Genomic DNA, 24,733 nt, shown 5'->3' with positions numbered 1-24,733 from the left:
GCCGCGGTCGTGTGTCAGGGGATTGGCCTGATCCAAGTGCCTTGAGGCCCGCACACTTTAGACACACGGAGATCACACGTTGCAGAGGTCAGCGCATGGTTGGCGCAAAAACGCTGGTCACGGGCTGAGCGGCAGCGCCGGCGGCGCGGTCATCGCGTCCCGGCGGAGGCCCAGCCGACAAAGGCGGCGAAGGTGGCGGGGGCGAGGGTGAGGACCGGTCCCGCCGGGGTCTTGGAGTCGCGGACGGCGACGGTGGCGTGGCGGGGGAGTTCGGCGACTTCGAGGCAGTCGCCGCCCTGGTCGCTGCTGTACGAGGACTTGCGCCACGTCAGCGGGCCGAGCGGCGCGCACTCGACGCACTGGCCGCCCTGGTCGCCGCTATAGCTGGACTTACGCCACTGGATCCTCGTCGGCATCGCCTTGTTCCCCATAGCGTTCCTCCATCACCCGGCGGATCAACTCCGCCGAGTCCTTGAGGGAGAGCGCGGCGGCCCGGAGATGATCGTAACGGAGTGAACAGTCGTTGACGCTCTCCGGATTGGCGGTCGGATGCCCGCTGCCGTACCTCTCCGTGTAGAGGATGGCGGGGTCCCGCGCGAATCGGTAGAGGTTGAATGCGCCGGTGAGTCCCGGGTGCGCGCCCACCGAGAACGGCAGTACCTGGACGTTGATCCGGGGGTTGTCCTCGAAGGACAAAAGGTGGGTCAGTTGGCCGCGCATGGTCTCCCGGCCGCCGATCTCCTGACGCAGCGCGGCCTCGCTGAGGACCGTCCAGAAGACCGGCGGTTCCTTCTTCTCGAAGATGCGCTGGCGGGCGAGCCGAACGGCGGTGCGGTCGTCGAGGTCGGACGGGTCGAGCGTGCCGAGTACGGCCCGTACGTAGGCGTCGGTCTGGAGGAGGCCGTGGATCATGTGCGTCTGGAAGGTGCAGATCTCGATCGCGCGCGCCTCCAACTCGGCCACCTGTTGGAACCATGCCGGTTGCTGGCTGCGCATCACGAGGTCGACCAGCCGCGACAGCAACCCGCCCGTCCCCAGCGCCGCGTCGACGCGTTCGCTGAACTCCGGCGTCGGCAGCTTCCGCGCGGTCTCGATCTGGCCGACCAGCGAGCCGGTGTAGTTGACGATGTCGCCGAGCTGGCGCTGTGTCAGCCCGGCCGCCTCCCGATGGCGGCGCAGCTCGAAGCCGTAGTAGTCGAGCGGCGAGGCGCCCGGGTCGAGGACGTTGACGTGGGTCATGCGGAGAGCCCCTCTCGCGCGCCAACTCGGTCCACCGCGGGACCGGTTGTATCCGTTCCGTAGCCCACGGTAGTCGTCCGACGTCAGGCTCGTGCCGTGAACGAATACTTTCCCTCGGTCCTCGTGGGCCACCGCCCGGACCAGTACCGGATGAGCTTCACCGCCGGCGCCCACTCGGCGCGGCACGTCCGGCGGATCGTCCGCTCGTACCTGCGCGAGTGGGACCTCGCCGAGCTGGCCGACGCCGTCGAACTCGGCGTCACCGAGCTGCTCGCCAACGTCGTACGGCATGTCCCGGACCGCCGCTGCACGCTGCTGTTGCTGCGGCAGGCCGGAGGGGGCGGGGTCCGGGTGGAGGTGGCGGACGGCTGCCCTCGGCTCCCCGTCCTGGCCGGCGAGGTGCCTGACGACGCCGAAGGCGGACGGGGGCTGGTGCTGCTGGACGCGATGGTGGGCAAGTGGGGCGTGGGGCCCGGGCCCGGGGACGGCAAGACGGTGTGGTTCGAGTGCGAGAGCGCCGCCGGGCGGCCCGGAGGGGCATCCCCCGCCCCGGAAGCGGGGGATGCCCGGTGATCACACCGACGCGGTGTGACCGGTGATCGGGCAGGCGCCGGCCGTCGCCGTCGCCGCCGTGCCGAAGGCGGCGGTCTTGGCGGTGGGCGCCGTTCCGCCGATCTGCTGGAGGATCTCGTCGGAGAGCAGGTCCTCCTTGCCCTTGAGGGCGTCGGCGACCTTGAGGTCGGTGTTGAAGACCATCTCGGCGGCGACGTTGTCCTGGACGATGCGCGCCAGGTTGTCCAGGGCCACGAAGATCGGGTCCGAGGGGGTCTCCACGGTCGGCAGGTCGATCAGGTGGGTGTCCACCTTCGCCTGGTTCATGGTGCGCCGGATGATGATGGACGCCTGGTTCAGCTCGGCCGTGGTCCAGATCGACAGCACCGTGACGTAGAGGTCGCTCCACGCCTTCTCGCCGATCAGCGTGCGCCACCGCTTCATGAGCCCTTCGATGCCGGTGATCTGCGCGGTGGCGGCGAAGGTCATGTTGACGCGGATGGACGGGTAGACGGTGGCGGCGAAGCGGTTGAACGACACCATGTCGAACGACTGAGCCGTGACGGAGGTGTCGATGAACTTGACGGCCTCACTCAGGATCTTGTCGCAGGAATTCTCCAGGTCCAGGGGGAGATTCGCGGTGCCGAGCTTGGTGTGCGCCGTCTGGAGCGTGGACTTGAAGGCGTTCAGCGGGGTGATCCAGCCCTTGTCGCCCGGTGCCTTGGTGACGACCATGTCGAGGTCGTGCGGGTCGATGCGGTCCGCGTTGGGGATGTTGGGGACCTGGTCGCTGAGATAGGCGGCGAGTACCGAGAACAGGCCCAGGGGGACGTGGGCGATCGACTTGGCCAGTTCGAAGTACTCCGGGACCGGGTCGACGGTCTCGACCTGCTTGCCGCCGTTGATGAGGGTGAAGCGTCCGCCGACCGCGTTGTTCGAGACGACGATGACCGGACTGAGTTGCGTCGTCAGTTCGCTCTTGAGGGTCGCGTAGTTCGCGCGCATTCTGGTGTTGACCGCGCGTATCGCGTCGCGTGCCGCCTTCTCGTCGGTCGCGGTGATTCCCGCGGTCGCCGCCGAGGCGGTGGAGGCCGACTGGCCGGTGAAGAGAGTCGCCGCCCCGACGGCCGACGCGGTACCCAGAAAACCTCTACGTGTTGCCATGCCCCGTTGTCTGCTTTCTCTGGTGAGCGGAAGTGCCTTTTGGCGATGTGGGGGGAACAGCGTGGGGGGAGATCAGGGTGGGGGGAGTTCAGTGTGGGGTGGGGTCGGCGGGGTGGGGGCCCGCCGGTCTCAGGTCAGGGACTTCTGCGACGGGACCACGACTCCGTAGAGGTCCTGGACCGTGGCGAGGGCGGCCTCGTGGACCTGCTGCGCGGGAATGCCGTTCGGGTTGCCCTTCAGGGGCAGCGGCCGGGTCGCCGAGGCGTCGGCGACGACGGTCGGCGCGTTGCCGTTGAGGAACGCGCCCTGGGCGGTGAACAGGGTGCACATGTTGGTCATGAACCCGGCGACGATGACGTTCTTGTTCCCGGCCTTCTTGACCTGCTCGGCGAGATCGGTGCCGTGGAAGGCGTTGGGGACGCTCTTCTCGACGACGGGCTCGCCCTTGGCCGGCTTGAGCGCCGGAATGATCTGGCCTGCCTTCGACTTCAGGTCGTAGCCCTTGTCGACGATGTGGATGACCGGCGTGCCCGCCTCGCGGGCCCGCTTCAGCAGGGCTTCGGCGTTGTCCACCGCCGGCTTCCACCCGTCGAGCTCCATCACGCCCTCGGTGTAGGTGTTCTGGTAGTCGACCAGGATGAGGGTGGCGTCGGAGAGCGTGGCCGGGGTCTCGCCGAGACCGTTGAGCTTGCGCAGAGTCGTCGTGTCCTTCGCGACGTTCTTCTGGGCGGTGGCGGCGGCCGACGGCTTGTCCTCGGAGGTGGCGGCCTCGGAACTCCCGCCGCACCCGGCGACGGTGGCCGAGAGGACGGCGGCGGTGGCGAGGGCCACGGCCGGGCGGAGCAGCTTCATCAGGAGATCTCCTTCTGGGACGGGACGACGACCCCGTAGAGGTCGGCGATGGTGGCGAGGGCGCTGTAGTGCACCTGGTGGGCGTCCAGTTCGAGGCCCGCTACCGGCAGTGCGCGGGTGGCGCTGGCGTCGGCCACGACGGTGGGGCGGTTGCCGCGCAGGAAGGCGCCCTGGGCGGTGAAGGCCACGCACATGTGCGTCATGAACCCGGCGATGACGAGGTCGCTGTTGCCCGCGGCGTCGACGTGCTCGGCCAGGTCCGTGTCGACGAACGCGTTCGGCACCTTCTTGACGACGACGGGCTCGCCGTCGACCGGTGCGACACTCGGGTGGATGGCGCCGATCTCGGCGCGGACGTCGTACGGGGTGCCCTCGCCGCCGTCGTTGACGACGTGGATGACCTTCGCGCCCTCCTGGCGGGCCCGTGCCAGCAGTTGGGCGGCGGCGTCGAGTGCGGCCTGCCAGCCGTCCAGTTCCATGACGCCGGTCGTGTAGGTGTTCTGGTAGTCGACGAGGACCAGGGTGGACTCGGCAAGCTTCGCGGGGGTGTCGTCGAAGCCGTTGAGCCGGCGCAGCGTCGTTCTGGGCATGGGAAGTCGCCTAACGTGCTTGTCGGGGGAGGTGGTTCACCGGTGCGGTGACCTGTGTCCATGACGCTATGGCTCACCGCCGGGTGTCGGCAATGTCGTCTAACATGCAGAAACCGACATGGCCGTCGCCGAGCTGGGAGTGGGGCCTTCTTGAGCAGCGTCAGACGACTGATCGTCATAGTCCTTTTCGAGGACGTCGACCTGCTCGACGTCACCGGCCCACCGGAGGTGTTCTCCCTCGCCCGGCGCGAGACGGACGAGGCTGCGGGCTACGAGGTGGTCCTCGCCGCCGAGACCATGGCACCGGTCACCACCGGCGCCGGGGTCCGCGTCCTGCCCGACACCACCTTCGACGAACTGTCCGGACTGCCCGCGAAGAGCATCGACACCCTGATCGTGCCCGGCGCCGTCGAGGTGGACGACCAGCGCCGCGTGCACCCGCTCACCGACCCCGCCGTGGTGGAACGGGTGAGACAGCTCGCGGACCGGACCCGCCGGGTCACGTCCGTCTGCGTCGGGGCGCACATCCTCGCCGCCGCCGGACTCCTCGACGGCAAGCGCGCCACCACCCACTGGTCGACCGCGCGGCAGCTCGCCGCCGACCACCCGGCCGTCGAGGTCGACGCCGATCCGATCTTCATCCGCGAAGGCGACGTGTGGACCGGCGCCGGCATCAGCGCCTGCCTCGACCTCTCACTCGCCCTCATCGCCGACGACCTCGGCGAGGACGTCGCGCTGCGCGTCGCACGGCAGCTGGTGATGTACCTGAAGCGGCCGAGCGGGCAGAGTCAGTTCAGCGTCCCGCTGGAGCAGGTCTCCACGACACGGCGCATCGAGGATCTCCGCCACCACATCATGCGCAACATCGCGGAACCGCTCACCGTCGCCGACCTCGCCGCCTGCGCCCACGTCAGCGACCGGCAGCTCACCCGGATCTTCAAGACCGAACTCGGCACCACCCCGCACGCCTACATCGAGTCGGCCCGCGTCGAGGTGGCGCGCCACCAGCTCGAATCCACCGACGCCACCCTGGAACGGGTCGCCTCCACGTGCGGATTCGGCACCGTCGACACCCTGGTCAGGGCGTTCCGCCGCCGGCTCGACACGACACCGACGGAGTACCGGCGCCGGTTCCGGACCGCCCCGGCGGAGGTGCGGTGACGGCGGTCCCGCAGCCCGCGCGGACGCACGAAGGCGGCGGCCCCGGGGATCGGGGGCCGCCGCCTTCGGTCTGTGGTGAGCGGGGTGCGGGCCGGGTCAGTACCAGCCGTTGGCCTGCCAGAAGCTCCAGGCGTCGCAGGCGCCGCCGTAGCGGTCCTTCATGTAGTCCAGACCCCACTCGATCTGGGTGGCCGCGTTGGTCTTCCAGTCGGAGCCGGCCGAGGCCATCTTCGAGCCCGGCAGGGCCTGGACCAGGCCGTAGGCGCCGCTGGAGGAGTTGGTGGCGTTGACGTTCCAGTCGCTCTCGTGGTCGACGATCTTGGCGAAGCACCGGTACTCGGCCGAGTCGCCGATCATCTTCTTCGCGGTCGCCTGCGCCGAGGAGGCCGGCGTCGCGGCCTGCGCGGGCGCGGCGGCGATCAGCGTGCCGCAGGCGGCCGCGGCCAGGGCGGCACCGGCGAGCGCCTTCTTCGGGGTGGCGGCACTGCGGAGGAGGGAGGCGGCGGTCAACGGAGGGCCTTTCTTCGGGGACAGGGGCGTCGGCGCACGCCGGCCACGTGGCGCGCGGCGGGGGGCATGCGTCGGCGCCGCTGCCCGTGAGGGCGTCGGCGCCTGGCGACCCGTCCAGAGAAACAGGCCGGACATCCGTCCGCAATCACCCCCTTTGCTAGTGATGGTCGTACGTGGAGGCGCGGGCCCCGCTGTGACGCGACTCTCAAAGCCCAGGTCACAGCGGTGGGCGGGGGCCGCATGCGCGTCGCGCGGTCTACGGCCCGGCTTCGTAGGTGACCCGGGTCACGTGGGGCGGCTCACCTCGTCGGCCTTCTCGGACGTGCCCTGACCCGGAGCCGCGGAGGCCCGGAGCCCCGGAGCCCCGGAGGTCATCCGGCGGGTCCGGGCGGTCCGGGCGGGTCCGGGCGGGCGGGGTCATGCCCCGTCTCGGGCGCGGTTCAGCCGGAGCGCCGAGACCAGGAAGAAGACGCCGCCGAGGAAGGCGTAGCCGGAGAGGCTCCCCAGCGTGGGGCCTTCGCCGCCGGCCTGTGCGAAGAAGGACGCGCCGGCGAGCGTGGAGACGGCACCGCTGATGATCATCGCCCACTGGCCGCCCAGTCGCCGGCGAACGGCGCCCGTGACCAGTTGGACGAGACCCGAGGCGATGGCCCAGGCTCCCCAGACCCGGAGGACGGCCGGGATGCCGGACGTGGCGGCGACGGCCAGGGCGACGACTGCCAGTGAGCTGATGGCGATGTTCACGTAGAGGGCCGGCGCCGTGCCGCCGCTCGCCCTGGCGGACCGGAGGTCGACGATCGCGGCCGCCGCGTCGAACAGGGGGTAGACGACCAGGAGCGTCGCGCTGAGCGGCCCCAGTGTGTCGGCGGTGGAGAACAGCAGGCCGGCCCAGACGGCGGCGAACGCGAAGCGCAGGAGGTACAGCTTGCGCAGGGTCACGGGAACGCTGGGGGGCGTCGTGCTGACGAGAGTGTCCACGGGAGTGCCTTTCAGGGATGGCGTGGCGGCGCGGAACGGCGGAGTCGGTGCGTGCTGCGGTCCGCTGACTGCATGACGGAGAACGTGAGGGAGAACGACGTGAGGGAGAACGTTCTGTCTTGTAGGAGATACAAGAGGCTCGACGAGGCCGCTGTCAAGACCGAACGTTCTACCTCCGCTCCTTGGTAGGCTGAGCGGCATGAGCAGGAGCCCAGAAGGCGGCAGCACGTCGGAAGCGCGAGCGCGGCTGCTCGGCACAGCGACCCGGATCTTCTACGCGGAGGGAATCCACTCCGTCGGCATCGACCGGATCACCGCGGAGGCGCAGGTGACCAGGGCCACGCTGTACCGGCACTTCTCGGGCAAGGAAGACCTCGTCCTCGCGTATCTCGGCCAGGCCGACCAGGGGATCCGGGGGCAGGTCGCCGCCGCCCGGGCCGGCGGCCGGACCGCCGTCGACAGGGTCCGGGCCGTCGGCAGGTCCATCACCGAGGGCATCCGGTCCCCGGGCTTCCGCGGCTGCGCCTTCCTCAACGCGGTGGCCGAATATCCCGATCCGGCCCATCCGATCCACCGAGCCGTCCTGGCCCACCGGCAATGGTTCCTGAACACCGTCACGGACCTGCTGGCGGAGATCGGCGACGCACCCGCCGGACCGGACGCCCGGCACCTCGTCATGCTCCGCGACGGTGCCATGGCGGCCGGCTGCCTCTTCGACCCCGACATGATCTCCGAAACGTTCCTGCGAGGCGTCGACGGAATCCTGCGGGCGCGCGCACTCCCCGGGTGAGCCCTCTCACGAGGGGCGGCCCACCTCGTCGGTCTTCCCGAACGTGCCCGCGGCTTCGAAGGCCGCCCGCCGGGTGGCCCGGCGCAGTGCCTTCAGGACCGGGGCGCCGAGCGCGAGGGTCAGTACGACCGTCACGGCGGCGCGGCCGCCGTCCCAGCCGAGGGACGTGGCCAGGCAGTAGGCGAGGAAGCGGGCCAGGTTGTCGGGGATCGACGCGTCCGGGTCGAAGGCGATGTTCGAGGCGAGCGTGTTCATGAAGGTCCAGCCCGCCAGGTTCATCACCGTGCCGTAGGCGAACGCGGCCAGGAAGCCGTACGCGGCGAGCACGAGCAGTTCCGGGCGCCCGCGCAGGCGGTCGGGGAAGGGCAGCAGGCCCGCCCCCATCGTGAACCAGCCCATCGACAGCATCTGGAACGGCATCCACGGGCCCACCCCGCCCGTGAGCAGCGCGGACGCGAACATCGTGACCGAGCCGAGGACGAAACCGAAGCCCGGCCCGAGGACCCGGCCGCTGAGGACCATGAGGAAGAACATCGGCTCCAGGCCGGCCGTCCCCGCGCCGATCGGACGCAGCGCCGCGCCCGCCGCCGCCAGGACGCCGAGCATCGCCACCGCCTTGGGGCCGAGACCCGACTCCGAGATCGTCGCCGCGACCACGGCCACCAGCAGCACCAGCAGGCCGGCGAACAGCCACGGCGCGTCCTGGGCGTGCGCGTTCAGCGAGGCGTCCGGCGGCGCCAGGAAGGGCCAGCCGAAGCCGGCCACGCCCACCGCGCTGACCAGCACGAGCGCGGCGACGGAACGGGGGCCGAGGCGGACGGCGCGGGCCTGGCGGTCACGCCGGGGGCCGGTCATGCCAGCGCCTCCCGCACCTGCGCGACGGTCAGCCACTTCCGCGGGGCCAGCACCTTGGCGACCTGCGGCGCGAAGGACGGCGAGGCCACCACCACGTCCGCCGCAGGACCGTCGGCGATGACCTCGCCCTCGGCCAGCAGCACGACCCGGTGGGCCAGCTCGGCGGCCAGCTCCACGTCGTGCGTCGCCAGCACGATCGCGTGCCCCTCGGCGGCCAGCCCGCGCAGGATGCCGGCCAGCCGGGCCTTCGCCGCGTAGTCCAGGCCGCGCGTCGGCTCGTCCAGGAGGAGCAGGGGCGGGCGGGCGGTGAGTACGACGGACAGGGCGAGGGTGAGGCGCTGGCCCTCGGAGAGGTCGCGGGGGTGGGTGTCGTCGCAGACGCCGGGGAGCAGTTCGGTCAGCAGGGCGCGGCAGGTGCCGGGAGCCGCCTCCGCGTCCCGGTCGGCGGCCCGGCACTCCGCGGCGACCGTGTCGGCGTACAGCAGGTCGCGCGGCTCCTGCGGGACCAGGCCGACCCGGCGTACGAGGTCGCGGGGTGCCGTGCGGTGCGGTACGGCGTCGCCGGCGCGGACCGAACCCGCGGACGGGGCGACGAGGCCGACGAGCGCGGAGAGCAGGGTGGACTTTCCGGCGCCGTTGCGGCCCATCAGGGCGATGGTCTCGCCGGGGGAGACGGTCAGGTCGACGTCGCGCAGCGCCTGGATCCGGTCCCGGCGGACGGCGAGGGAGCGGACCTCGGCGGCGTACGGGGTGGGGGCGGCGGCCGTCTCCGGGGACTTCCCGCGCCGCCACCAACGGGAGGAGGCGGGCCGCAGGGCGGGAAAGGGCGGGAGCGTGGCGGTCGTCGGCGCGCGGTCCGGGATCTCCCGGTCCGCCAGCCGGTCCCGCAGCGGGGCCGCGCGGCGGCGGGCGTCGCGGATCGTCAGCGGCAGCGGGGACCAGTTCGCCAGCCTGCCCAGGCCCACCACCGGCGGGTACACCGGGGACACGGCCATCACGTCCGCCGGGGGGCCGAGGAGCGGTGCCGCGCCCGGGGACGGGAGCAGGACGACCTGGTCGGCGTACTGGATGACGCGTTCCAGGCGGTGCTCGGCCATCAGGACCGTCGTACCGAGGTCGTGGACGAGGCGCTGGAGGACGGCCAGGACCTCCTCCGCCGCGGCGGGGTCGAGGGCGGAGGTCGGCTCGTCCAGGACCAGGACGTCCGGGTGCGGGGTGAGGACCGAGCCGATCGCGACCCGCTGCTGCTGACCGCCGGAGAGGGTGGCGATGGGGCGGCCGCGCAGGTCGGACAGGCCCAGCAGGTCGAGGGTCTCCTCGACGCGGCGGCGCATCACGTCCGGGGCCAGCCCGAGGGACTCCATGCCGTAGGCCAGCTCGTCCTCGACGGTGTCCGTCACGAAGTGGGAGAGCGGGTCCTGGCCGACCGTGCCGACGACGTCGGCGAGTTCGCGCGGCTTGTGGGTGCGGGTGTCGCGCCCGGCCACCGTGACCCGGCCGCTCAGCGTGCCGCCGGTGAAGTGCGGCACGAGGCCGCTGACCGCGCCGAGGACCGTGGACTTGCCGACGCCGGACGGGCCGGCGAGCAGGACGAGTTCGCCCTCCGGGACCTCGAAGTCGACGCCCCGGACGGTGGGTTCGGCCACCCCGTCGTACGTCACGGAGACATCCTCGAAGCGGATCACGACGGCTCCTTGACGGGCACGGGGTGGGGGGCGGGGGTGACGAACGCCGGGAGCAGGCCGAGCAGTACGGCTGCCGCCGGCCACAGGGGGAGGGACGGCGCGACCAGCGGGACCACGCCCGGATGCAGCGCCGCCGGGTCGCGCGCGGCGGCCAGGAACAACAGCGCCGCGACCGCCGCGCCCGAGGCGGTGACCAGCCAGGCGCGGGCGTCCCAACGGTCCGGACGGTAGCGGGTGCGGACCGTCCTGCGGCCGCCGAGCCACAGGCCCGTGAGCGCGGCGGCGACGCCGGCCAGGAGGACGGGGATGCCGTACGTGCCGCCCGCGGCGGTCAGCAGCCCGTACGTCCCCGCGCAGACGCCGAGCAGGCCGCCCAGGGTGAGGGCGGCGGTGGCACGGCGTACGGGGGCGGGAACCTGGGCGGTACGGCCGTAGCCGCGTGCGTCCATCGCGGCGGCGAGGGCGACGGAACGCTCCAGGGCGCCCTCCAGCACCGGCAGTCCGACCTGGAGCAGGCCCCGTACGCCCCTGTCGGGGCGGCCGCGCAGACGGCGGGCGGCGCGCAGGCGCTGGACGTCGGCGATGAGGTTCGGGGCGAAGGTGAGGGCGACGACGACGGCCACGCCCATCTCGTACAGGGCGCCGGGCAGGGACTTGAGGAGGCGGGAGGGGTTGGCGAGGGCGTTCGCGGCGCCGACGCAGATGAGGAGGGTGGCCAGCTTCATCGCGTCGTACAGGGCGAAGGTGAGGCCCTCGGCGGTGACCCGGCCGCCGAGGCGGATGCCCTGCGCCCAGTCGGGGAGGGGGACTTCGGGCAGCGTGACGAGGGTGTGGGTGCCGGGGATGGGAGAGCCGAGGATCGTGGTGAAGAGGAGGCGGATGACCAGGACGGCGAGGGCGAGCTTGACGAAGGCGCCGTAGGAACGGGACCAGGGGGCGTGGGGGCGGCGGGTGATCACCACGTAGGCGGAGACGGCTATGAGGAGGGCGAGGAGGAGGGGGTTGGTGGTGCGGGTGGCGGCGGTGCCCAGGGCTAGTGCCCAGAGCCACCAGGCGCCGGGGTGCAGGGGCGGGCGGTACCGGTGGCGGGGTGCGGGTGCGGGGGCGGGTGCGCTTGCCGGCGCTGACAGGGTGTCTCCTCCAGAGGGGGTACCCCCAGTGCCCACGCTCCCCCGCTCTCGGCTTCGCGCGAGCGGGGGGACCCCCGTCGCCCCAGCGGCACGACTGCCGGCAGGCGGCGCGGCACGACTGCCCGCAGCTCGCTTGTCCGCGGGCTCAGTCGGTGGCATTCCCGCGCCGCCTTGCCTGCCAGGTTGCCGCTCCGGCCAGGGCTGCCACGACGGCGATGCCCGCGTAGAGGCCGACCGAGGGGCCGTCGTCGTCCGACGTGTCCTTCTGGTCCGGGGCCGCGGCGGGCGCCGTCGAGTCGTCCTTCTCCTTCTCCTTCTGCGAGACCTGCTCTCCGCACCCCGACTTCGGGTAGCCCGCGATCCCGCACAGCAGGGCGCTGGTGTTGTAGCGCAGCGGGCCCGCCGCGGCGGCCAGGGCGTCGGCCGTCGTCGCGTCGGGGGAGACCCGGGCGCAGGCCGTGCGCGGGGCCGGCGGGGTCTCGCCGGACGGGGCGTCGGACGCCGTGCCGAAGTCGAGGACGAGGGCGACGCGCTTGCTGCCGCCCTCGGCCGGCGTCTTCGCGCAGATCGACGCGAAGTCCGCGGCGCCGCGCGGCTTGGCGGCGTCGCCCGAGTTCTCGCTCACCGCGAAGCGGAAGCCCTGGACATCGCCGTCGGAGGGCCGGACGAGGGACGGGCCCTGGGTGGCGTAGACCCAGCGGTCACCGTCGTGGTCCCAGAAGGACCAGTAGCGGTAACCGGCGGCCTGCGCCTGGCCCGCGCTCCCGATCAGCAGGAACGCGGCCAGGAAGAGGAGGACGACGCGGGCGACGCGGCGGGTCACGGCTGCTGCTTCTTGTTGCGGCCGCTCAGCAGGAAGCCGATGCCGATGCCGAAGACCACGCAGACGCCGACGAACCACCAGACGCCGAAGCCGGAGTCCTTCTTCTCGTCCTTGGTGTCGTCCTCGCTGCTCGCGGTCGCGGTGTCCGTCGTGCTGACACCTCGCGGAGCCGGACCCGTCGCGTTCAGTTCCGCCACCAGGTCCGTGCCACCGAAGGCGCGCGGGTCGGTGCCCGTGGCGTGGGCGGCGAAGATCAGCTGGGCGTAGGCGGCGGGTCCGCTCTGCTCGGCCCACTTCGCTGCGTTCTTCTTCAGCCACGCCAGCGGCTTCGCCGCCTTCTCCGCGCCGCCCTGCGCGGCGAGCGCGACGACCGCGTCGGCGGTGTTGCCGTAGTCGGGCTGGACGGCGGAGCCGCCGAGGGCCGACTTGAGATGGCCGTCCTCGGCCACGGCGCCGGTGAGGTAGGCCGCGCCGTTCGCCGCGGCCTGCTCGCGGGTGGGCTTGTCCGTGCAGGCGGCGTCGGCCGTCTTCTCGCCGGCCTCGGTGACCAGGCCCTTGCCGAGCGCGCCGAGGACGCCGGCGGCGGTCGCGTCCGCGTTGGCGAGCAGCTTGCCGTCCTGGTCCGGGTACCCGAAGGCACCGCCGTCGCCGGCGCAGGGCAGGGCGGCCGCCAGCAGCGCGTCGTACGGGGACCTGCCGCCCTTCTCGAAGGTCTCCGGGCCGGTCTCCGTGGCGGCCAGGGCGCCGATGACCACGGAGGTGGAGTTGGCCTCGCTGGGGCTGCCGGGGGTGTAGCCCCAGCCGCCGTCCTTGTTCTGAGCGGACTTCAGCCAGCCGAGGGCGTCCTCGACGGCGTCGCCGTGCCCGCCGACGGCCCACAGCGCCTGGACGGCGGCGGCCGTGCTGTTGGTGTCGACCATCGTCTTGGCGTCGCACGCCTTGGCGGGGTCGGCGCGATACGGGGCGAAGGCGCCGTTGTCGCACTGCTGGCCGGTGAGCCAGTCCACGGCCTTCGACGACGGGATCACGCCCACCGTCTTCTGCGCGAGCAGGGCGAGGGACTGGCGCCAGACACCGTCGTACTGGGGGTCGGCGGTGCCGTACAGCCCGGAGGACTCGGGGTCCGCCGGGGTGGACGCGGACGGGGAGGACGACGGATCGGCGGCGACCGCGGGCGCGGCGGCGGCGCCGATCACGGCTATGGCGGCGAGAGCCGCGGCGCTGCTGCGACGGCGGACGTTCATGAGCGGCGGGTGCCTTTCCCTGTGCGGGGCCGGGCAGCACGGGGCACCCCCGGCGGCTCGGCCCCGTATGCCTCGACGGTGCCCGTGCGCCGGCGGGTGCCGGGCACGTGAGCCGGTCACGTCCGCGCGGGGCAGTCCGGCTCACCGTCCGGGCAAGTCCTCAAGGGGCCACGGTGGACGGCTCACGGTTGCGGGTCAGCGCCGGAATTGCACCGGCTTCCCCCCGTACGGGTGTGATGACGACGCCGCCACTTTACCCGGAGGCCACGGAGCCGGGCCGGGGCGCCCGCCCGCGGGCTCCGGCCTCGGTCACGTCGATCAGCCGGCACACCGTCTCGATGTCCACCCGTACCTGGGTGAGGGAGGCGCGGCCGGCGAGCCAGGTGATCAGGGTCGAGTGCCACGTGTGTTCGATGACGCGGATGGCGGAGAGCTGCTCGGGGGTGGGGTTCTCCAGGCCGCCCATCGCGTCCAGGATGATCGCCGTGGTCTGGCGGGAGACCTGGTCGACCTCCGGGGAGACGCCGCGGTCGGCGAAGGTCAGGGCGCGGGCCATCGCCTCGGCCAGCCGGGGTTCGCGCTGCAGCGCGCCGAAGGCCCGCATCAGGGTCTGCGCCACCCGGTCGGCGGCCGTGTCGCCGGTCGGCGGGCTCTTGCGCAGGGTGCCGTGCAGCCGCTCCAGCTGGTCGTGCATGGTCGCCACCAGCAGATGGACCTTGGACGGGAAATAGCGGTACAACGTGCCGAGGGCGACCTGCGACGACTCCGCCACCTCGCGCATCTGCACCGCCTCGAAGCCGCCCCGGCAGGCCAGCCGGGCGGTCGCGTGCAGGATGCGGCGGCGGCGCTCCCGCTGCCGCTCGGTGAGGGGCGGTGCGGCGGTGGGGCGCACGGAGCCGGCGGCGTCGGAAGTACCGGGAGTGCCGGAGGTACCGGAGGCTTCCATTCCCGGGTTGTCCACCTTGGTCACCTTCTCCCCGTGCCGTGGCGTGAATCACCTGATCCACTCGTCACAGCGCCCCTACCTGCCGGTAGATTCGGAGCCTCCGAACGATCAAGTCTGAAACTTGTTCTAGATTAACGTCCCGGCGTAGTGTCGCGGGACAGCGCAGTGAGAAGGGGGCCCGGAGTGACCGCTGAGGCCAGTCAGACGGGTCCCCGTCCGGAGCCCGCCGCCGACGGCTTGCGACCGCTCCGTATCGCACTCCTCACCTACAAGGGAAACCCGTTCTGCGGCGGCCAGGGCGTCTACGTCCGCCACCTCTCCCGCGAACTGGCCCGCCTCGGCCACCGCGTCGAGGTCATCGGCGCCCAGCCCTACCCCGTCCTCGACGAGGGCCACGACGAGCGGCTGTCCCTCACCGAACTGCCCAGCCTCGACCTCTACCGCCAGCCCGATCCCTTCCGCACCCCGAAGCGGGGCGAGTACCGCGACTGGATCGACGCGCTCGAGGTCGGCACGATGTGGACCGGCGGTTTCCCGGAACCCCTGACGTTCTCGCTGCGCGCCCGCCGCCATCTGCGCGCCCGCCGCGGCGACTTCGACGTCGTGCACGACAACCAGACCCTCGGCTACGGGCTGCTCGGTGACGTCGGCGCGCCCCTCGTCACCACCATCCACCACCCCATCACCGTCGACCGGCAACTGGAACTCGACGCCGCCGACGGCCCCAGGCGCCGCTACTCCGTGCGCCGCTGGTACGCCTTCACCCGCATGCAGAAGCGCGTCGCGCGCCGCCTGCCCTCCGTGCTCACCGTCTCCGGCACCTCCCGCCAGGAGATCATCGACCACCTCGGCGTACGGGACGACCGCATCCACGTCGTCCACATCGGCGCCGACACCGACCTGTTCTCGCCCGACCCGTCGGTGCCGCGGGTGCCGGGCCGGATCGTGACGACGTCCAGCGCGGACGTGCCGCTCAAGGGCCTGGTCTTCCTCGTCGAGGCGCTGGCGAAGGCCCGCACCGAGCACCCCCGGGCCCACCTCGTCGTCGTCGGCAAGCGGCCCGCCGAGGGCCCCGTCGCCCAGGCGATCGAGCGCTACGGCCTCGAAAGCGCCGTCGAGTTCGTCAAGGGCATCTCGGACGCCGAACTGGTCGACCTGGTGCGCTCGGCCGAGGTCGCGTGCGTGCCGTCCCTGTACGAGGGGTTCTCGCTGCCGGCCGCCGAGGCCATGGCGACGGGCACCGCGCTGCTCGCCACCACCGGCGGGGCCGTCCCGGAGGTCGCCGGACCCGACGGGGAGACCTGCCTCGCGGTGCCGCCGGGCGACGCGGGAGCGCTGGCCGCCGGACTCAACCGGCTGCTCGGCGACCGTGAACTGAGGGCCCGGCTCGGCGCGGCCGGACGCGAGCGCGTGCTGCGGCACTTCACCTGGGCCCGCGCCGCCGAGGGCACGGCCGCCCGCTACCGCGAGGCCATCGGCCCCTCGGCGACCACCCCGAGGACCGTCCCCGCGACCCCGACGACCCCGACCAGTGACACCGGCGTCTACCCCGAAAGCAGGGCCACGTGCTGACCGTCGACTTCTCCCGGTTCCCGCTCGCCCCTGGCGACCGCGTGCTGGACCTCGGCTGCGGCGCCGGCCGGCACGCGTTCGAGTGCTACCGGCGCGGCGCCCAGGTCGTCGCGCTGGACCAGAACGCCGAGGAGATCCGCGAGGTCGCCAAGTGGTTCGCGGCGATGAAGGAGGCCGGTGAGGCCCCGGCCGGCGCCACCGCCACCGCCATGGAGGGCGACGCGCTGGCCCTGCCCTTCCCGGACGAGTCCTTCGACGTCGTCATCATCTCCGAGGTGATGGAGCACATCCCCGACGACAAGGGCGTCCTCGCCGAGATGGTCCGCGTCCTCAAGCCCGGCGGCCGCATCGCGATCACCGTGCCGCGCTACGGCCCCGAGAAGGTCTGCTGGACGCTGTCCGACGCCTACCACGAGGTCGAGGGCGGCCACATCCGCATCTACAAGGCGGACCAGCTCCTCACCCGCATCCGCGAGGCCGGCCTCAAGCCCTACGGCACCCACCACGCGCACGCGCTGCACTCGCCGTACTGGTGGCTGAAGTGCGCGTTCGGCGTCGACAACGACAAGGCGCTGCCGGTGCGGGCGTACCACAAGCTGCTGGTCTGGGACATCATGAAGAAGCCGCTGGCGACGAGGGTCGCCGAGCAGGCGCTGAACCCGCTGATCGGCAAGAGCTTCGTGGCGTACGCGACCAAGCCCCACCTCCCGCGGGTGGCCGCCGCGTGACCACGTCCCGCACCGAACACCTGGTCCTGCCCGGCGTCCTCACCGACGCCGAGGCGGCGGCCACCGTCCGCGGCATCCTCGCCGTGCAGCGGGAGGACGGCGCGATCCCGTGGTTCCGCGGGCACCACCTCGACCCGTGGGACCACGTCGAGGCGGCGATGGCCCTGGACGCGGCCGGCGAGCACGACGCCGCCGAGCGGGCGTACGAGTGGCTGGCCCGGCACCAGAACCAGGACGGCTCCTGGTACGCCGCCTACGCCGACGGCGACTTCGCCGACGTCACCGACCGCGGCCGGGAGACCAACTTCGTCGCCTACGTCGCCGTGGGCGTCTGGCACCACCACCTCGCCACCGGCGACGACATGTTCCTCGACCGGATGTGGCCCGTCGTCCACGCGGCGGTCGAGTTCGTACTGCGCCTCCAGCAGCCGGGCGGGCAGATCGGCTGGCGGCGCGACGACGACGGCACGGACACCACGGACGCGCTGCTGACCGGCAGTTCCTCCATCCACCACGCGCTGCGCTGCGCGCTCGCCATCGCCGAACAGCGCGAGGAGCCGCAGCCCGACTGGGAGCTGGCGGCGGGCGCGCTGCGGCACGCCATCCGCCGCCACCCGGAGCGATTCCTGGACAAGGGCCGCTACTCGATGGACTGGTACTACCCGGTCCTGGGCGGCGCGCTGACCGGCACCGAGGCCAGGTCCCGCATCGCGGAGAGCTGGGACCGCTTCGTGGTCCCGGACCTCGGCGTGCGCTGCGTCGTCCCCAACCCGTGGGTGACGGGCGGCGAGTCGGCCGAACTCGCCCTCGCCCTGTGGGCGGTGGGCGAGTCCGACCACGCCCTGGAGATCCTCCAGTCGATCCAGCACCTGCGGGACCCGGACAGCGGCCTGTACTGGACGGGCTACGTCTTCGAGGACAAGGCGATCTGGCCGCGCGAACTGACCACCTGGACGGCCGGCTCCCTGCTCCTCGCCGTCGCCGCGCTCGGCGGCCACGAGGCCACCTGCCAGGTCTTCTCCGGCGACCGCCTGCCGAGGGGCCTCGACCCGGACTGCTGCGTCTGAACGGTCAGCGGCGGCCGAGGCGGTTGGCCACGGCGTGGCCGACGAAGAGGTAGACGACGGCCGCCAGCCCGTAGCCGGCCACCACGCGGGCCCAGGCTTCGTCGAAGGTGAACAGGTCACGTGACCAGCCGGCGAGCACGTTGGCCACTTCATGGACGAACTGCACCAGGTCGTTGGCCCGGTTGGCGTCCAGCAGATACATCAGGATCCACAGCCCGAGGATGATGGCCATGATGTCCGCGATCACCGCGATGGCCGTCCCGGCGCTGGATCCGCTGCGACTTCTAGGGGACATGACTTCCGTCTGGCCCCGGATGTGTGTTTGAAACCTGCCGCCGTCCCGACGTACGCCGACGGCCCCTCGCCCGGAAGTACCGGTGAGCGAGGGGCCGTTGACGCCGAACGGTCGGGCGGGCGCGGTCAGCCGCGCTGGATGCCCGAGGTGTCCTGCAGCACGCCGCGACGGCCGTCCTGCGTCTGGGCGACCAGGTTGGCGCCGCGCTGCTCGACGGCCAGGTACCAGGTGCCCGGCGCCAGCTCGGCGATCGGCGTGGGGGAGCCGTCCTCCGCGAACAGCGGACGCGGCACCGGCACGGCGAACCAGAACGGCGAGAAGTCCCCGGCCGGCTGAGCCTGCGCCTGCTGCGGCTGCGGGGCCTGCGGCTGGGGCTGCGGCTGACCCGGCTGCGGCTGACCGCCGAAGGACGGAGCCGGCTGACCGGGCTGACCGGGCTGGCCGGGCTGGCCCGGCTGGCCGCCGTACGGCTGCTGCTGCGCGCCCGGGTAGCCGTAACCACCCTGGGGCTGGCCGCCGTAGGGCTGCGGAGCGGCCGGACGGGAGGCCGGGATCAGGGTGCCCTTGAGGGCGGGGACCAGGGGGGTGGCGATGGCGGCGGCGGCCATGACCAGCGTGGCGATGAGCGCGAGGATCAGGCCCGTGCCCGCACCGAGGTCGTCGGTGAGGCCCCCGTCACCGTCGAAGGCGCCGGCGGGGTCGAAGATGTTGCCGAGCGCGCTCCAGGCGGCGAAGACGGTGAACGCGACGCCGAACTGGCCGAGGTCGAGGCCCGCCACCTTCCTGGGCTGCGGCAGGGCGCGGGCCACGATGACGAGCGCGGCGCCGATGATGCCCGCCAGGACCACACCGAGCACGACCGGCCCACTGCCCCACAGGCTGGGGATTTCGGCACTGTCCGGAGCACCGTCGAACGAGTAGATGTCGAGGAACGACGCGATGAACAGCAACACCGCTGCTCCGATCACCACGCCGTCGCCTCGAGTGAGGGAGCGGATATTCACTTCAGGTCCTTCGTAGGTCGTCTCGTCGTCAGTAGAGGCGTCGCTGTCACCATGTCGCCGTCAGGTTCCGGAGTGAAGCGCGGGGGTGGCCCCTCATCGTACGGACGACACTATCGTCCGCACATCGAGGCTGTCCGCAGGGATCAGCGCGCTGATCGCTACCCGCGCAGGAAACTCACGATTCCCTCAGACATCCCTTGCGCCGCTTTCTGCCGCCAGGCGCCACTGGTCAGCAGCGCCGCGTCCTTGCTATCGCGCATATTGCCGCACTCGATGAACACCTTGGGAACCGTTGACAGATTGAGACCGCCCAGGTCCGTGCGCGTGACGAGACCGGTGCCGCCACCGACGTAGTTGGAGGGCGCGCTGCCCGTGGCGCGGACGAAGTTGCCCGCGATGCGCTGCCCCAGCTCGGCGGACGGGCCGACGATGGCCCGGGTGTCGGCGGCGCCGTCCCGCACCGACCCCGGCAGGATCACGTGGAAGCCGCGGTTGCCGGTGCCCGATCCGTCGGCGTGGATCGAGATCGCGGCGTCGGCCTCCGCCTCGTTGCCGATCCGGGCCCGCTCGTCCACGCAGGGCCCGAACGGACGGTCGTCGTCCTGCGTCAGTTTCACGGTGGCGCCCTGCTCCTCCAGGAGCGTGCGCAGCCGGTGGGCCACGTCGAGCGTGAACTTCGCCTCGGGCCAGCCCGCGTTGGTGGCCGTGCCCGTCGTGTCGCACTCCTTCCAGTGCGTGCCGACGTTCACCTTGCGGTTGATCTCGGAGGCGTGCTGGAAGTTGCCCGGGTTGTGACCCGGGTCGATGACCACGACCTTGCCCTTGAGGGGGCCGGACGCCGCGGCGGGCGCGGACTTCGACGGGGACGCGGACGGCTTCCCCGCCGTGGCGGAAGGGGAGGCGTCGGTGGGCCTCTTGGCGTCGTCGGTGGGGGACGCGGGACCACTGGAGGACGGCGCCTGCGACGTCCGCACGCCACCCGCGCGGTCCGCACCGCTCCCGCCCCCGCCGCCACCGTCGTCCGAGCCGCCGACCGCCGCGTACACCCCCCACCCGAGCAGCGCCCCGGGCACGAGCGCGGCGATCGCCACGGTCAGCGGGCGGCGCAGCGGGGAACGGCGGGGCTGGGGAGGATCGAAGTCCGGGCCTGTGTACGACACGCAGCGACTCTAGACCGCGCCCTCAGATCCCCGCGCCCGTTCGCCGCAGGACGCGCAGCGAGTCGGTCACGGAGACCTCGGTGAACGCGCCGGACGCGAGTGCCCTGAGGTAGACGCGGTACGGGGCCTGGCCGGTGAACTCGTCGGCCGGGTCCGGGAAGACGTCGTGGATGACCAGGAGGCCGCCGTCGGCCACGTGCGGCGCCCAGCCCTCGTAGTCGGCGTTCGCGTGCTCGTCGGTGTGGCCGCCGTCGACGAAGACGAGGCCGAGGGGCGCGTTCCAGACCGCCGCGACCTGGGGCGAGCGGCCGACGAGGGCCACCACGTGCTCCTCCAGGCCGGCCCGGTGGAGGGTGCGGCGGAAGGCGGGGAGGGTGTCCATCACGCCGAGTTCGGGGTCGACCGTCTCGGGGTCGTGGTACTCCCAGCCCGGCTGCTGCTCCTCGCTGCCCCGGTGGTGGTCCACGGTGAGCGCGGCGACCCCGGCCCGGCGGGCCGCGTCGGCGAGCAGGACCGTCGAGCGGCCGCAGTACGTGCCGACCTCCAGCAGCGGCAGCCCGAGACCGCCCGCCTCCACGGCCGCCGCGTACAGGGCGAGGCCCTCGTGCGCGGGCATGAACCCCTTCGCGGCCTCGAAGGCGGCGAGGACGTCGGGGGTGGGTGCCGCGGACATGAGGGTCCTTTCGGTGGTGCGGGTGTGCGGGGTGCGCGGGTGTGCCGGTGGTGCGGGTGGTGCCGGTGGGTCGGCCCCCATGCTGCCGCACCCCCCGTCGCGCGGTGCGACAGGGGGTGCGGGAGCAGGGACGGTACGGGTCAGGCGGAGACCGTCTCGCCCGGCAGGGCCAGGTCCAGGTCGACCGGACGGTCGCCGCCGGTGTGGGTGGCCGAGTGGGCGAGCGGGCCGTGTCCGGCGGCACGGGCGGCCAGGACGTACGGGCCCTCGGCGGGGACGGCGAGGGCGTAGCTGCCGTCGCCGGCGGACAGGGTCGCGCCCGCCTGGCGGCCGTGCCGGTCGATCAGCGTGACCTTGGCACGGGCGACGGGTGCCCCGTCGGCGGCCAGCACCCGGCCGCGGAATCCGCGCGGTGCCTCACCGGACGCGCCCTCCCGGGCCACGCCCTCCCCGGCCACGCCCTCGCCGGGCACGCTCGCCCCGGCCAGTGCCTGCTCGGCGCGGGCCAGGTTCGCGTCCTCCTCACTGCTCGCGCGCAGCTGCGTGGTCGTCGCCGGGCGGCGGTGGGGGAGGAAGAAGGCCAGCGCCAGGCCGACGGCGACCGCCGCGGTGGCGATCAGGAAGGAGACGCGGAAGCCGTGCATGGTGGGGACGGCGACACCGCCGACGTCGTTCGCCGTGTTGGCGAGCACCATGCCGATGACGGCACTCGACACCGACGTGCCGATGGACCGCATCAGGGTGTTGAGGCCGTTGGCCGCGCCCGTCTCCGAGGCCGGGACCGCGCCGATGATCAGCGCGGGCAGGGAGGAGTAGGCGAGGCCGATGCCCGCGCCGATCAGCACCGAGGTGACGACGGTCTGCCAGGCGGCGCTCATCAGGCCGAGGCCGCCGGCGTAGCCGGTCCCGATGATCACCAGGCCGAGGATCAGGGTGGTGCGCGGGCCGTAGCGGGCGGACAGGCGGGCGTACACCGGCGCGGTGAACATCATCGTCAGGCCCAGCGGCGCCACGCACAGGCCCGCGACGACCATCGACTGCCCGAGGCCGTAGCCGGTCTCGGAGGGCAGCTGGAGGAGCTGCGGCAGGACGAGTGAGATGACGTAGAAGGAGACGCCGACCATGATCGAGGCGAGGTTGGTGAGCAGTACCTCGCGGCGGGCCGTGGTGCGCAGGTCGACCAGCGGGGCCGCGAGGCGAAGCTCCATCAGGCCCCACAGGAGGAGCACCACGACGGCGGCGGCGAACAGGCCGAGCGTGGTCGGCGAAGACCAGCCCCAGTCGCTGCCCTTGGTGATCGGCAGGAGGAAGAGGACGAGGCCGGCCGCCAGCCCGAGCGCGCCCGGCAGGTCGAAGGAGCCCTTGGCGCGCAGCGGTGACTCCGGTACGACGGCGAGGGTCAGGGCGATGGCGAGGACGCCGAGGCCGGCGGCGCCGTAGAACAGGGCGTGCCAGTCGGTGTGCTGCGCGACCAGGGCCGCGGCGGGCAGCGCCAGGCCGCCGCCGACGCCGATCGAGGAGCTCATCAGCGCCATCGCCGAGCCGAGCCGCTCGCGGGGCAGCATGTCGCGCATCAGGCCGATGCCGAGGGGTATCGCGCCCATCGCGAAGCCCTGGAGGGTACGGCCGACGATCATCGGGACCAGGGCGTCGGTGAACGCGCTGAGCAGCGCGCCCGCCACCATCACCGACAGGCTGGCGATCAGCATGCGGCGCTTGCCGAAGAGGTCGCCGAGCCGGCCCATGATCGGCGTGGCGACGGCTCCGGACAGGAGCGTAGAGGTCAGTACCCAGGTGGCGTTGCCGGGCGTGGTGTCCAGGAGTCGGGGCAGGTCCTTGATGACCGGGACGAGCAGGGTCTGCATCACCGCGACGACGATGCCCGCGAAGGCGAGCACCGGGACGGTGGCCCCGCTCGCCTTCCGGGCGGGTTCGTCGGTCGTCGTGTGGGACATGGGGTGAGGCCTCCAGGCCGGGGAGCCGGCGGGTGCGATGGGGATGTGTGCAGGCTGAACCTCGTGCGCCTGGGCAACTATTCCGTTGTTTCGAGCCCCTAACGAATTCTTGACCTTTCCTTGGGGCGGCGGCCGGCCGGCTGGGCTCCGGCCGGCTAGGTCCCGGGACCTAGGACGGTCCGGCGACCAAATACCGATGCAAGGGGCACGCCCGGGTTGAGACCATGACACCCATGCTCGAAGCCACCGGCACCACCACCGCCCGAATATCCCCGCGCCGCACGCCACCCACCTGGCTGGTCGTGGCGCTCGCGTGCGCCGGACAGTTCCTGGTCGTGCTCGACGTGTCCGTCGTCAACGTCGCCCTGCCGTCGATGCGGGCCGACCTCGGACTGAGCGCGCAGGGACTCCAGTGGGTGGTCAACGCCTACGCCATCGCCTTCGCGGGCTTCATGCTGCTCGGCGGTCGGGCCGGCGACCTGTACGGGCGCAAGCGGATGTTCCTGGTCGGGCTCGGACTGTTCACGCTGGCCTCGCTGGGCGGCGGCCTCGCCCAGGAGGGCTGGCAGCTGCTGGCCGCGCGGGCCGTGCAGGGACTGGGGGCGGCGGTACTCGCGCCCTCGACGCTGACCATCCTGACCGCGGCGGTGCCGGAGGGCGCGGCGCGGGCCCGGGCGATCGCGACCTGGACCGCCGTGGGAGCGGGCGGCGGAGCCGCGGGCGGCCTGGTGGGCGGCGTACTGGTGGACGGGCTGTCGTGGCGCTGGGTACTGCTGATCAACGTGCCGGTGGGCGCGGTGGTGCTGGCCGGCGCCCTGCTGTGGCTGACCGAGAGCCGGGCCGGTGAACGACGGCGCCTCGACCTGCCCGGCGCGCTCCTGGTCACCGCCGGTCTGGCCACCCTGGCCTACGGCATCTCGCAGACCGAGTCCGAGGGGTGGGCCGCGACGGCGACGCTCGTGCCGCTGTTCGCCGGGCTCGCGCTGCTCGCGCTGTTCCTCCTCGTCGAGGCACGGACGGCGGCGCCGCTGATGCCGCTCGGGCTGCTGCGGTTGCGGTCGGTGGCGTCGGCGAACGTGGCGATGCTGGTGTCCGGCTCGTCGATGTTCGCCATGTGGTTCTTCATGACGCTGTACGCGCAGAACGTGCTGGGCTACTCCCCGCTGGAGGCCGGTCTCGCCCTCGTGCCCAGCTCGCTGGCGGTCGTTCTCGGTTCGAAGGCGGCGCCGCGGTTCATGCCGAGGATCGGGGCGCGGAACGTGGCCGTGCTGGGCACGCTCGTGGCGGCGGTCGGCTTCGGCTGGCAGTCGACGATGACCGCGGACGGCGGGTACGTGACCGCGATCATGATTCCCGGGGTGCTGATGATGCTGGGCGCCGGGCTGGCGGCGACCCCGCTGGCGTCGCTGGCCATCTCGGGCGCGGCGGCCGGGGACGCCGGACTGGTCTCCGGGCTGATCAACACCTCCCGGACCATGGGCGGTTCGCTGGGACTCGCCGTGATGTCGACGATCGCGGCGGCCCGGGCCGGGGGAGAGGACGCCGGGCCGGTGCAGCTGACGGACGGGTACGCGCTGGTGTTCCGTACGGCGGCGGTGGTGCTGGTCGCCGGGGCGGTGCTGATGCGGGTGTGGCTGCCGGCGGGTGAACGGACGAAGCGCGGGCCACAGGGGTAGCCGCGGGCCGCTCCGATCCACCCCGCCCGCAGGGATCACGGGGTAGCCGCGGGCCGCCCGGATCCACCCCGCCCGCAGGGATCA

General features: G+C 72.7%; 25 protein-coding genes and 1 riboswitch. Of the genes, 7 read left to right on the top strand and 18 right to left on the bottom strand.

Annotated features, from left to right (window positions below; all coding sequences use genetic code 11):
* Nucleotides 1-149: 149 nt before the first annotated feature.
* Both ACIQ6R_RS10850 and ACIQ6R_RS10845 read right to left on the bottom strand, forming a co-directional pair.
* Entirely contained in the window at nt 150-416 is a 267-nt protein-coding gene (locus tag ACIQ6R_RS10850; protein ID WP_404220249.1) for a DUF397 domain-containing protein, read from the bottom strand.
* Nucleotides 391-1,239, bottom strand: coding sequence for a helix-turn-helix domain-containing protein (locus ACIQ6R_RS10845; RefSeq protein WP_404174841.1), 849 nt, complete (start codon nt 1,237-1,239; stop codon nt 391-393). The genes ACIQ6R_RS10850 and ACIQ6R_RS10845 overlap by 26 nt, the downstream gene beginning before the upstream one ends.
* A 96-nt stretch (nt 1,240-1,335) precedes the next feature.
* Between ACIQ6R_RS10845 and ACIQ6R_RS10840 the strand changes: the two genes are divergently transcribed.
* Nucleotides 1,336-1,812 carry an ATP-binding protein gene (locus ACIQ6R_RS10840; RefSeq protein ID WP_404174838.1) on the top strand — a complete coding sequence of 159 codons (477 nt, stop codon included), beginning with the start codon at nt 1,336-1,338 and terminating at the stop codon, nt 1,810-1,812.
* Here ACIQ6R_RS10840 and ACIQ6R_RS10835 read toward each other — a convergent pair whose 3' ends face one another.
* The 3 genes from ACIQ6R_RS10835 to ACIQ6R_RS10825 all read right to left on the bottom strand — a co-directional run bounded on the left by ACIQ6R_RS10835 (nt 1,813) and on the right by ACIQ6R_RS10825 (nt 4,397).
* Nucleotides 1,813-2,955: a hypothetical protein gene (locus ACIQ6R_RS10835; protein WP_404220247.1), complete on the bottom strand. Its 1,143-nt coding sequence runs from the start codon at nt 2,953-2,955 to the stop codon at nt 1,813-1,815.
* A gap of 129 nt (nt 2,956-3,084) precedes the next feature.
* Nucleotides 3,085-3,807, bottom strand: a complete 723-nt coding sequence (locus ACIQ6R_RS10830; RefSeq protein WP_404174832.1) for a cysteine hydrolase family protein — start codon at nt 3,805-3,807, stop codon at nt 3,085-3,087.
* Entirely contained in the window at nt 3,807-4,397 is a 591-nt protein-coding gene (locus ACIQ6R_RS10825; RefSeq protein WP_404220245.1) for an isochorismatase family protein, read from the bottom strand. Before ACIQ6R_RS10825 ends, ACIQ6R_RS10830 begins: the two co-directional genes overlap by 1 nt.
* Nucleotides 4,398-4,547: 150 nt before the next feature.
* Between ACIQ6R_RS10825 and ACIQ6R_RS10820 the strand changes: the two genes are divergently transcribed.
* The gene (locus tag ACIQ6R_RS10820; protein WP_404220243.1) at nt 4,548-5,558 is read left to right on the top strand and encodes a GlxA family transcriptional regulator; all 1,011 of its coding nucleotides are present in this window, start codon (nt 4,548-4,550) and stop codon (nt 5,556-5,558) included.
* A 96-nt stretch (nt 5,559-5,654) separates the two neighbouring features.
* Here the strand turns inward: ACIQ6R_RS10820 and ACIQ6R_RS10815 are convergent, their stop codons facing one another.
* Both ACIQ6R_RS10815 and ACIQ6R_RS10810 read right to left on the bottom strand, forming a co-directional pair.
* Entirely contained in the window at nt 5,655-6,068 is a 414-nt protein-coding gene (locus tag ACIQ6R_RS10815; protein WP_404220241.1) for a transglycosylase SLT domain-containing protein, read from the bottom strand.
* A gap of 417 nt (nt 6,069-6,485) precedes the next feature.
* Complete coding sequence (locus ACIQ6R_RS10810) at nt 6,486-7,046, bottom strand: hypothetical protein (protein ID WP_404220239.1); 561 nt, start codon at nt 7,044-7,046, stop codon at nt 6,486-6,488.
* A 199-nt stretch (nt 7,047-7,245) separates the two neighbouring features.
* Here ACIQ6R_RS10810 and ACIQ6R_RS10805 point away from each other — a divergent pair, with 199 nt between their 5' ends.
* Nucleotides 7,246-7,836 (top strand): TetR/AcrR family transcriptional regulator, encoded by a 591-nt coding sequence (locus ACIQ6R_RS10805; RefSeq protein ID WP_404220237.1) that lies wholly within the window; start codon nt 7,246-7,248, stop codon nt 7,834-7,836.
* 6 nt (nt 7,837-7,842) lie between these two features.
* Here ACIQ6R_RS10805 and ACIQ6R_RS10800 read toward each other — a convergent pair whose 3' ends face one another.
* The 6 genes from ACIQ6R_RS10800 to ACIQ6R_RS10775 form a co-directional block, all read right to left on the bottom strand.
* The gene (locus ACIQ6R_RS10800) at nt 7,843-8,691 is read right to left on the bottom strand and encodes an ECF transporter S component (RefSeq protein ID WP_404220235.1); all 849 of its coding nucleotides are present in this window, start codon (nt 8,689-8,691) and stop codon (nt 7,843-7,845) included.
* The gene (locus ACIQ6R_RS10795) at nt 8,688-10,376 is read right to left on the bottom strand and encodes an ABC transporter ATP-binding protein (RefSeq protein WP_404220233.1); all 1,689 of its coding nucleotides are present in this window, start codon (nt 10,374-10,376) and stop codon (nt 8,688-8,690) included. Before ACIQ6R_RS10795 ends, ACIQ6R_RS10800 begins: the two co-directional genes overlap by 4 nt.
* Nucleotides 10,373-11,542: an energy-coupling factor transporter transmembrane component T gene (locus tag ACIQ6R_RS10790; protein WP_404220231.1), complete on the bottom strand. Its 1,170-nt coding sequence runs from the start codon at nt 11,540-11,542 to the stop codon at nt 10,373-10,375. The genes ACIQ6R_RS10795 and ACIQ6R_RS10790 overlap by 4 nt, the downstream gene beginning before the upstream one ends.
* Nucleotides 11,543-11,651: 109 nt before the next feature.
* A complete protein-coding gene (locus tag ACIQ6R_RS10785; RefSeq protein WP_404220229.1) occupies nt 11,652-12,329 on the bottom strand; it encodes an SCO2322 family protein in 678 nt (225 codons plus the stop codon).
* Nucleotides 12,326-13,573, bottom strand: a complete 1,248-nt coding sequence (locus tag ACIQ6R_RS10780) for a prenyltransferase/squalene oxidase repeat-containing protein (RefSeq protein WP_404174812.1) — start codon at nt 13,571-13,573, stop codon at nt 12,326-12,328. Before ACIQ6R_RS10780 ends, ACIQ6R_RS10785 begins: the two co-directional genes overlap by 4 nt.
* A 107-nt stretch (nt 13,574-13,680) precedes the next feature.
* A riboswitch (cobalamin riboswitch) is annotated at nt 13,681-13,836 on the bottom strand.
* Nucleotides 13,827-14,519 carry a TetR family transcriptional regulator gene (locus ACIQ6R_RS10775; protein WP_404220324.1) on the bottom strand — a complete coding sequence of 231 codons (693 nt, stop codon included), beginning with the start codon at nt 14,517-14,519 and terminating at the stop codon, nt 13,827-13,829. It overlaps the preceding riboswitch by 10 nt.
* Before the next feature lie 183 nt (nt 14,520-14,702).
* Here ACIQ6R_RS10775 and ACIQ6R_RS10770 point away from each other — a divergent pair, with 183 nt between their 5' ends.
* From ACIQ6R_RS10770 to ACIQ6R_RS10760, 3 genes are read left to right on the top strand one after another with little or no spacing between them, the layout of a single operon-like run.
* Nucleotides 14,703-16,091 carry a glycosyltransferase family 4 protein gene (locus ACIQ6R_RS10770; protein ID WP_404220227.1) on the top strand — a complete coding sequence of 463 codons (1,389 nt, stop codon included), beginning with the start codon at nt 14,703-14,705 and terminating at the stop codon, nt 16,089-16,091.
* Nucleotides 16,085-16,819 (top strand): class I SAM-dependent methyltransferase, encoded by a 735-nt coding sequence (locus ACIQ6R_RS10765; protein WP_404174806.1) that lies wholly within the window; start codon nt 16,085-16,087, stop codon nt 16,817-16,819. Before ACIQ6R_RS10770 ends, ACIQ6R_RS10765 begins: the two co-directional genes overlap by 7 nt.
* A complete protein-coding gene (locus ACIQ6R_RS10760; protein ID WP_404174803.1) occupies nt 16,816-17,886 on the top strand; it encodes a prenyltransferase in 1,071 nt (356 codons plus the stop codon). Before ACIQ6R_RS10765 ends, ACIQ6R_RS10760 begins: the two co-directional genes overlap by 4 nt.
* Before the next feature lie 4 nt (nt 17,887-17,890).
* On the opposite strand, the gene ACIQ6R_RS10755 is transcribed toward ACIQ6R_RS10760, so the two are convergent.
* The 5 genes from ACIQ6R_RS10755 to ACIQ6R_RS10735 all read right to left on the bottom strand — a co-directional run bounded on the left by ACIQ6R_RS10755 (nt 17,891) and on the right by ACIQ6R_RS10735 (nt 22,973).
* A complete protein-coding gene (locus ACIQ6R_RS10755; RefSeq protein WP_404174800.1) occupies nt 17,891-18,181 on the bottom strand; it encodes a hypothetical protein in 291 nt (96 codons plus the stop codon).
* 125 nt (nt 18,182-18,306) lie between these two features.
* Nucleotides 18,307-19,185, bottom strand: coding sequence for a hypothetical protein (locus ACIQ6R_RS10750; RefSeq protein WP_404220225.1), 879 nt, complete (start codon nt 19,183-19,185; stop codon nt 18,307-18,309).
* Nucleotides 19,186-19,343: 158 nt separating this feature from the next.
* Nucleotides 19,344-20,345, bottom strand: coding sequence for an N-acetylmuramoyl-L-alanine amidase (locus ACIQ6R_RS10745; RefSeq protein WP_404220223.1), 1,002 nt, complete (start codon nt 20,343-20,345; stop codon nt 19,344-19,346).
* Nucleotides 20,346-20,367: 22 nt separating this feature from the next.
* Nucleotides 20,368-21,018: a class I SAM-dependent methyltransferase gene (locus tag ACIQ6R_RS10740; protein WP_404220221.1), complete on the bottom strand. Its 651-nt coding sequence runs from the start codon at nt 21,016-21,018 to the stop codon at nt 20,368-20,370.
* A 140-nt stretch (nt 21,019-21,158) separates the two neighbouring features.
* Nucleotides 21,159-22,973 carry an MFS transporter gene (locus tag ACIQ6R_RS10735; RefSeq protein WP_404220219.1) on the bottom strand — a complete coding sequence of 605 codons (1,815 nt, stop codon included), beginning with the start codon at nt 22,971-22,973 and terminating at the stop codon, nt 21,159-21,161.
* A gap of 233 nt (nt 22,974-23,206) precedes the next feature.
* On the opposite strand from ACIQ6R_RS10735, the gene ACIQ6R_RS10730 reads away from it, so the two are divergent.
* Nucleotides 23,207-24,649: an MFS transporter gene (locus tag ACIQ6R_RS10730; protein WP_404174786.1), complete on the top strand. Its 1,443-nt coding sequence runs from the start codon at nt 23,207-23,209 to the stop codon at nt 24,647-24,649.
* Nucleotides 24,650-24,733 lie beyond the last annotated feature (84 nt).

Source organism: Streptomyces sp. NPDC096048 (genome assembly GCF_044763415.1).
GTDB lineage: Bacteria > Actinomycetota > Actinomycetes > Streptomycetales > Streptomycetaceae > Streptomyces.
The sequence above is the reverse complement of the archived record's forward strand: the minus strand, read 5'-3'. Positions and strand labels throughout refer to the sequence as shown.

Bases quoted from the DNA above. Each gene is read 5' to 3' on its own strand.
- ACIQ6R_RS10780 (WP_404174812.1), bottom strand. From the start codon at position 13,573: ATGAACGTCCGCCGTCGCAGCAGCGCCGCGGCTCTCGCCGCCATAGCC.
- ACIQ6R_RS10775 (WP_404220324.1), bottom strand. From the start codon at position 14,519: ATGGAAGCCTCCGGTACCTCCGGCACTCCCGGTACTTCCGACGCCGCC.
- ACIQ6R_RS10835 (WP_404220247.1), bottom strand. From the start codon at position 2,955: ATGGCAACACGTAGAGGTTTTCTGGGTACCGCGTCGGCCGTCGGGGCG.
- ACIQ6R_RS10740 (WP_404220221.1), bottom strand. From the start codon at position 21,018: ATGTCCGCGGCACCCACCCCCGACGTCCTCGCCGCCTTCGAGGCCGCG.
- ACIQ6R_RS10825 (WP_404220245.1), bottom strand. From the start codon at position 4,397: ATGCCCAGAACGACGCTGCGCCGGCTCAACGGCTTCGACGACACCCCC.
- ACIQ6R_RS10805 (WP_404220237.1), top strand. From the start codon at position 7,246: ATGAGCAGGAGCCCAGAAGGCGGCAGCACGTCGGAAGCGCGAGCGCGG.
- ACIQ6R_RS10800 (WP_404220235.1), bottom strand. From the start codon at position 8,691: ATGACCGGCCCCCGGCGTGACCGCCAGGCCCGCGCCGTCCGCCTCGGC.
- ACIQ6R_RS10755 (WP_404174800.1), bottom strand. From the start codon at position 18,181: ATGTCCCCTAGAAGTCGCAGCGGATCCAGCGCCGGGACGGCCATCGCG.
- ACIQ6R_RS10830 (WP_404174832.1), bottom strand. From the start codon at position 3,807: ATGAAGCTGCTCCGCCCGGCCGTGGCCCTCGCCACCGCCGCCGTCCTC.
- ACIQ6R_RS10730 (WP_404174786.1), top strand. From the start codon at position 23,207: ATGCTCGAAGCCACCGGCACCACCACCGCCCGAATATCCCCGCGCCGC.
- ACIQ6R_RS10845 (WP_404174841.1), bottom strand. From the start codon at position 1,239: ATGACCCACGTCAACGTCCTCGACCCGGGCGCCTCGCCGCTCGACTAC.
- ACIQ6R_RS10850 (WP_404220249.1), bottom strand. From the start codon at position 416: ATGCCGACGAGGATCCAGTGGCGTAAGTCCAGCTATAGCGGCGACCAG.
- ACIQ6R_RS10735 (WP_404220219.1), bottom strand. From the start codon at position 22,973: ATGTCCCACACGACGACCGACGAACCCGCCCGGAAGGCGAGCGGGGCC.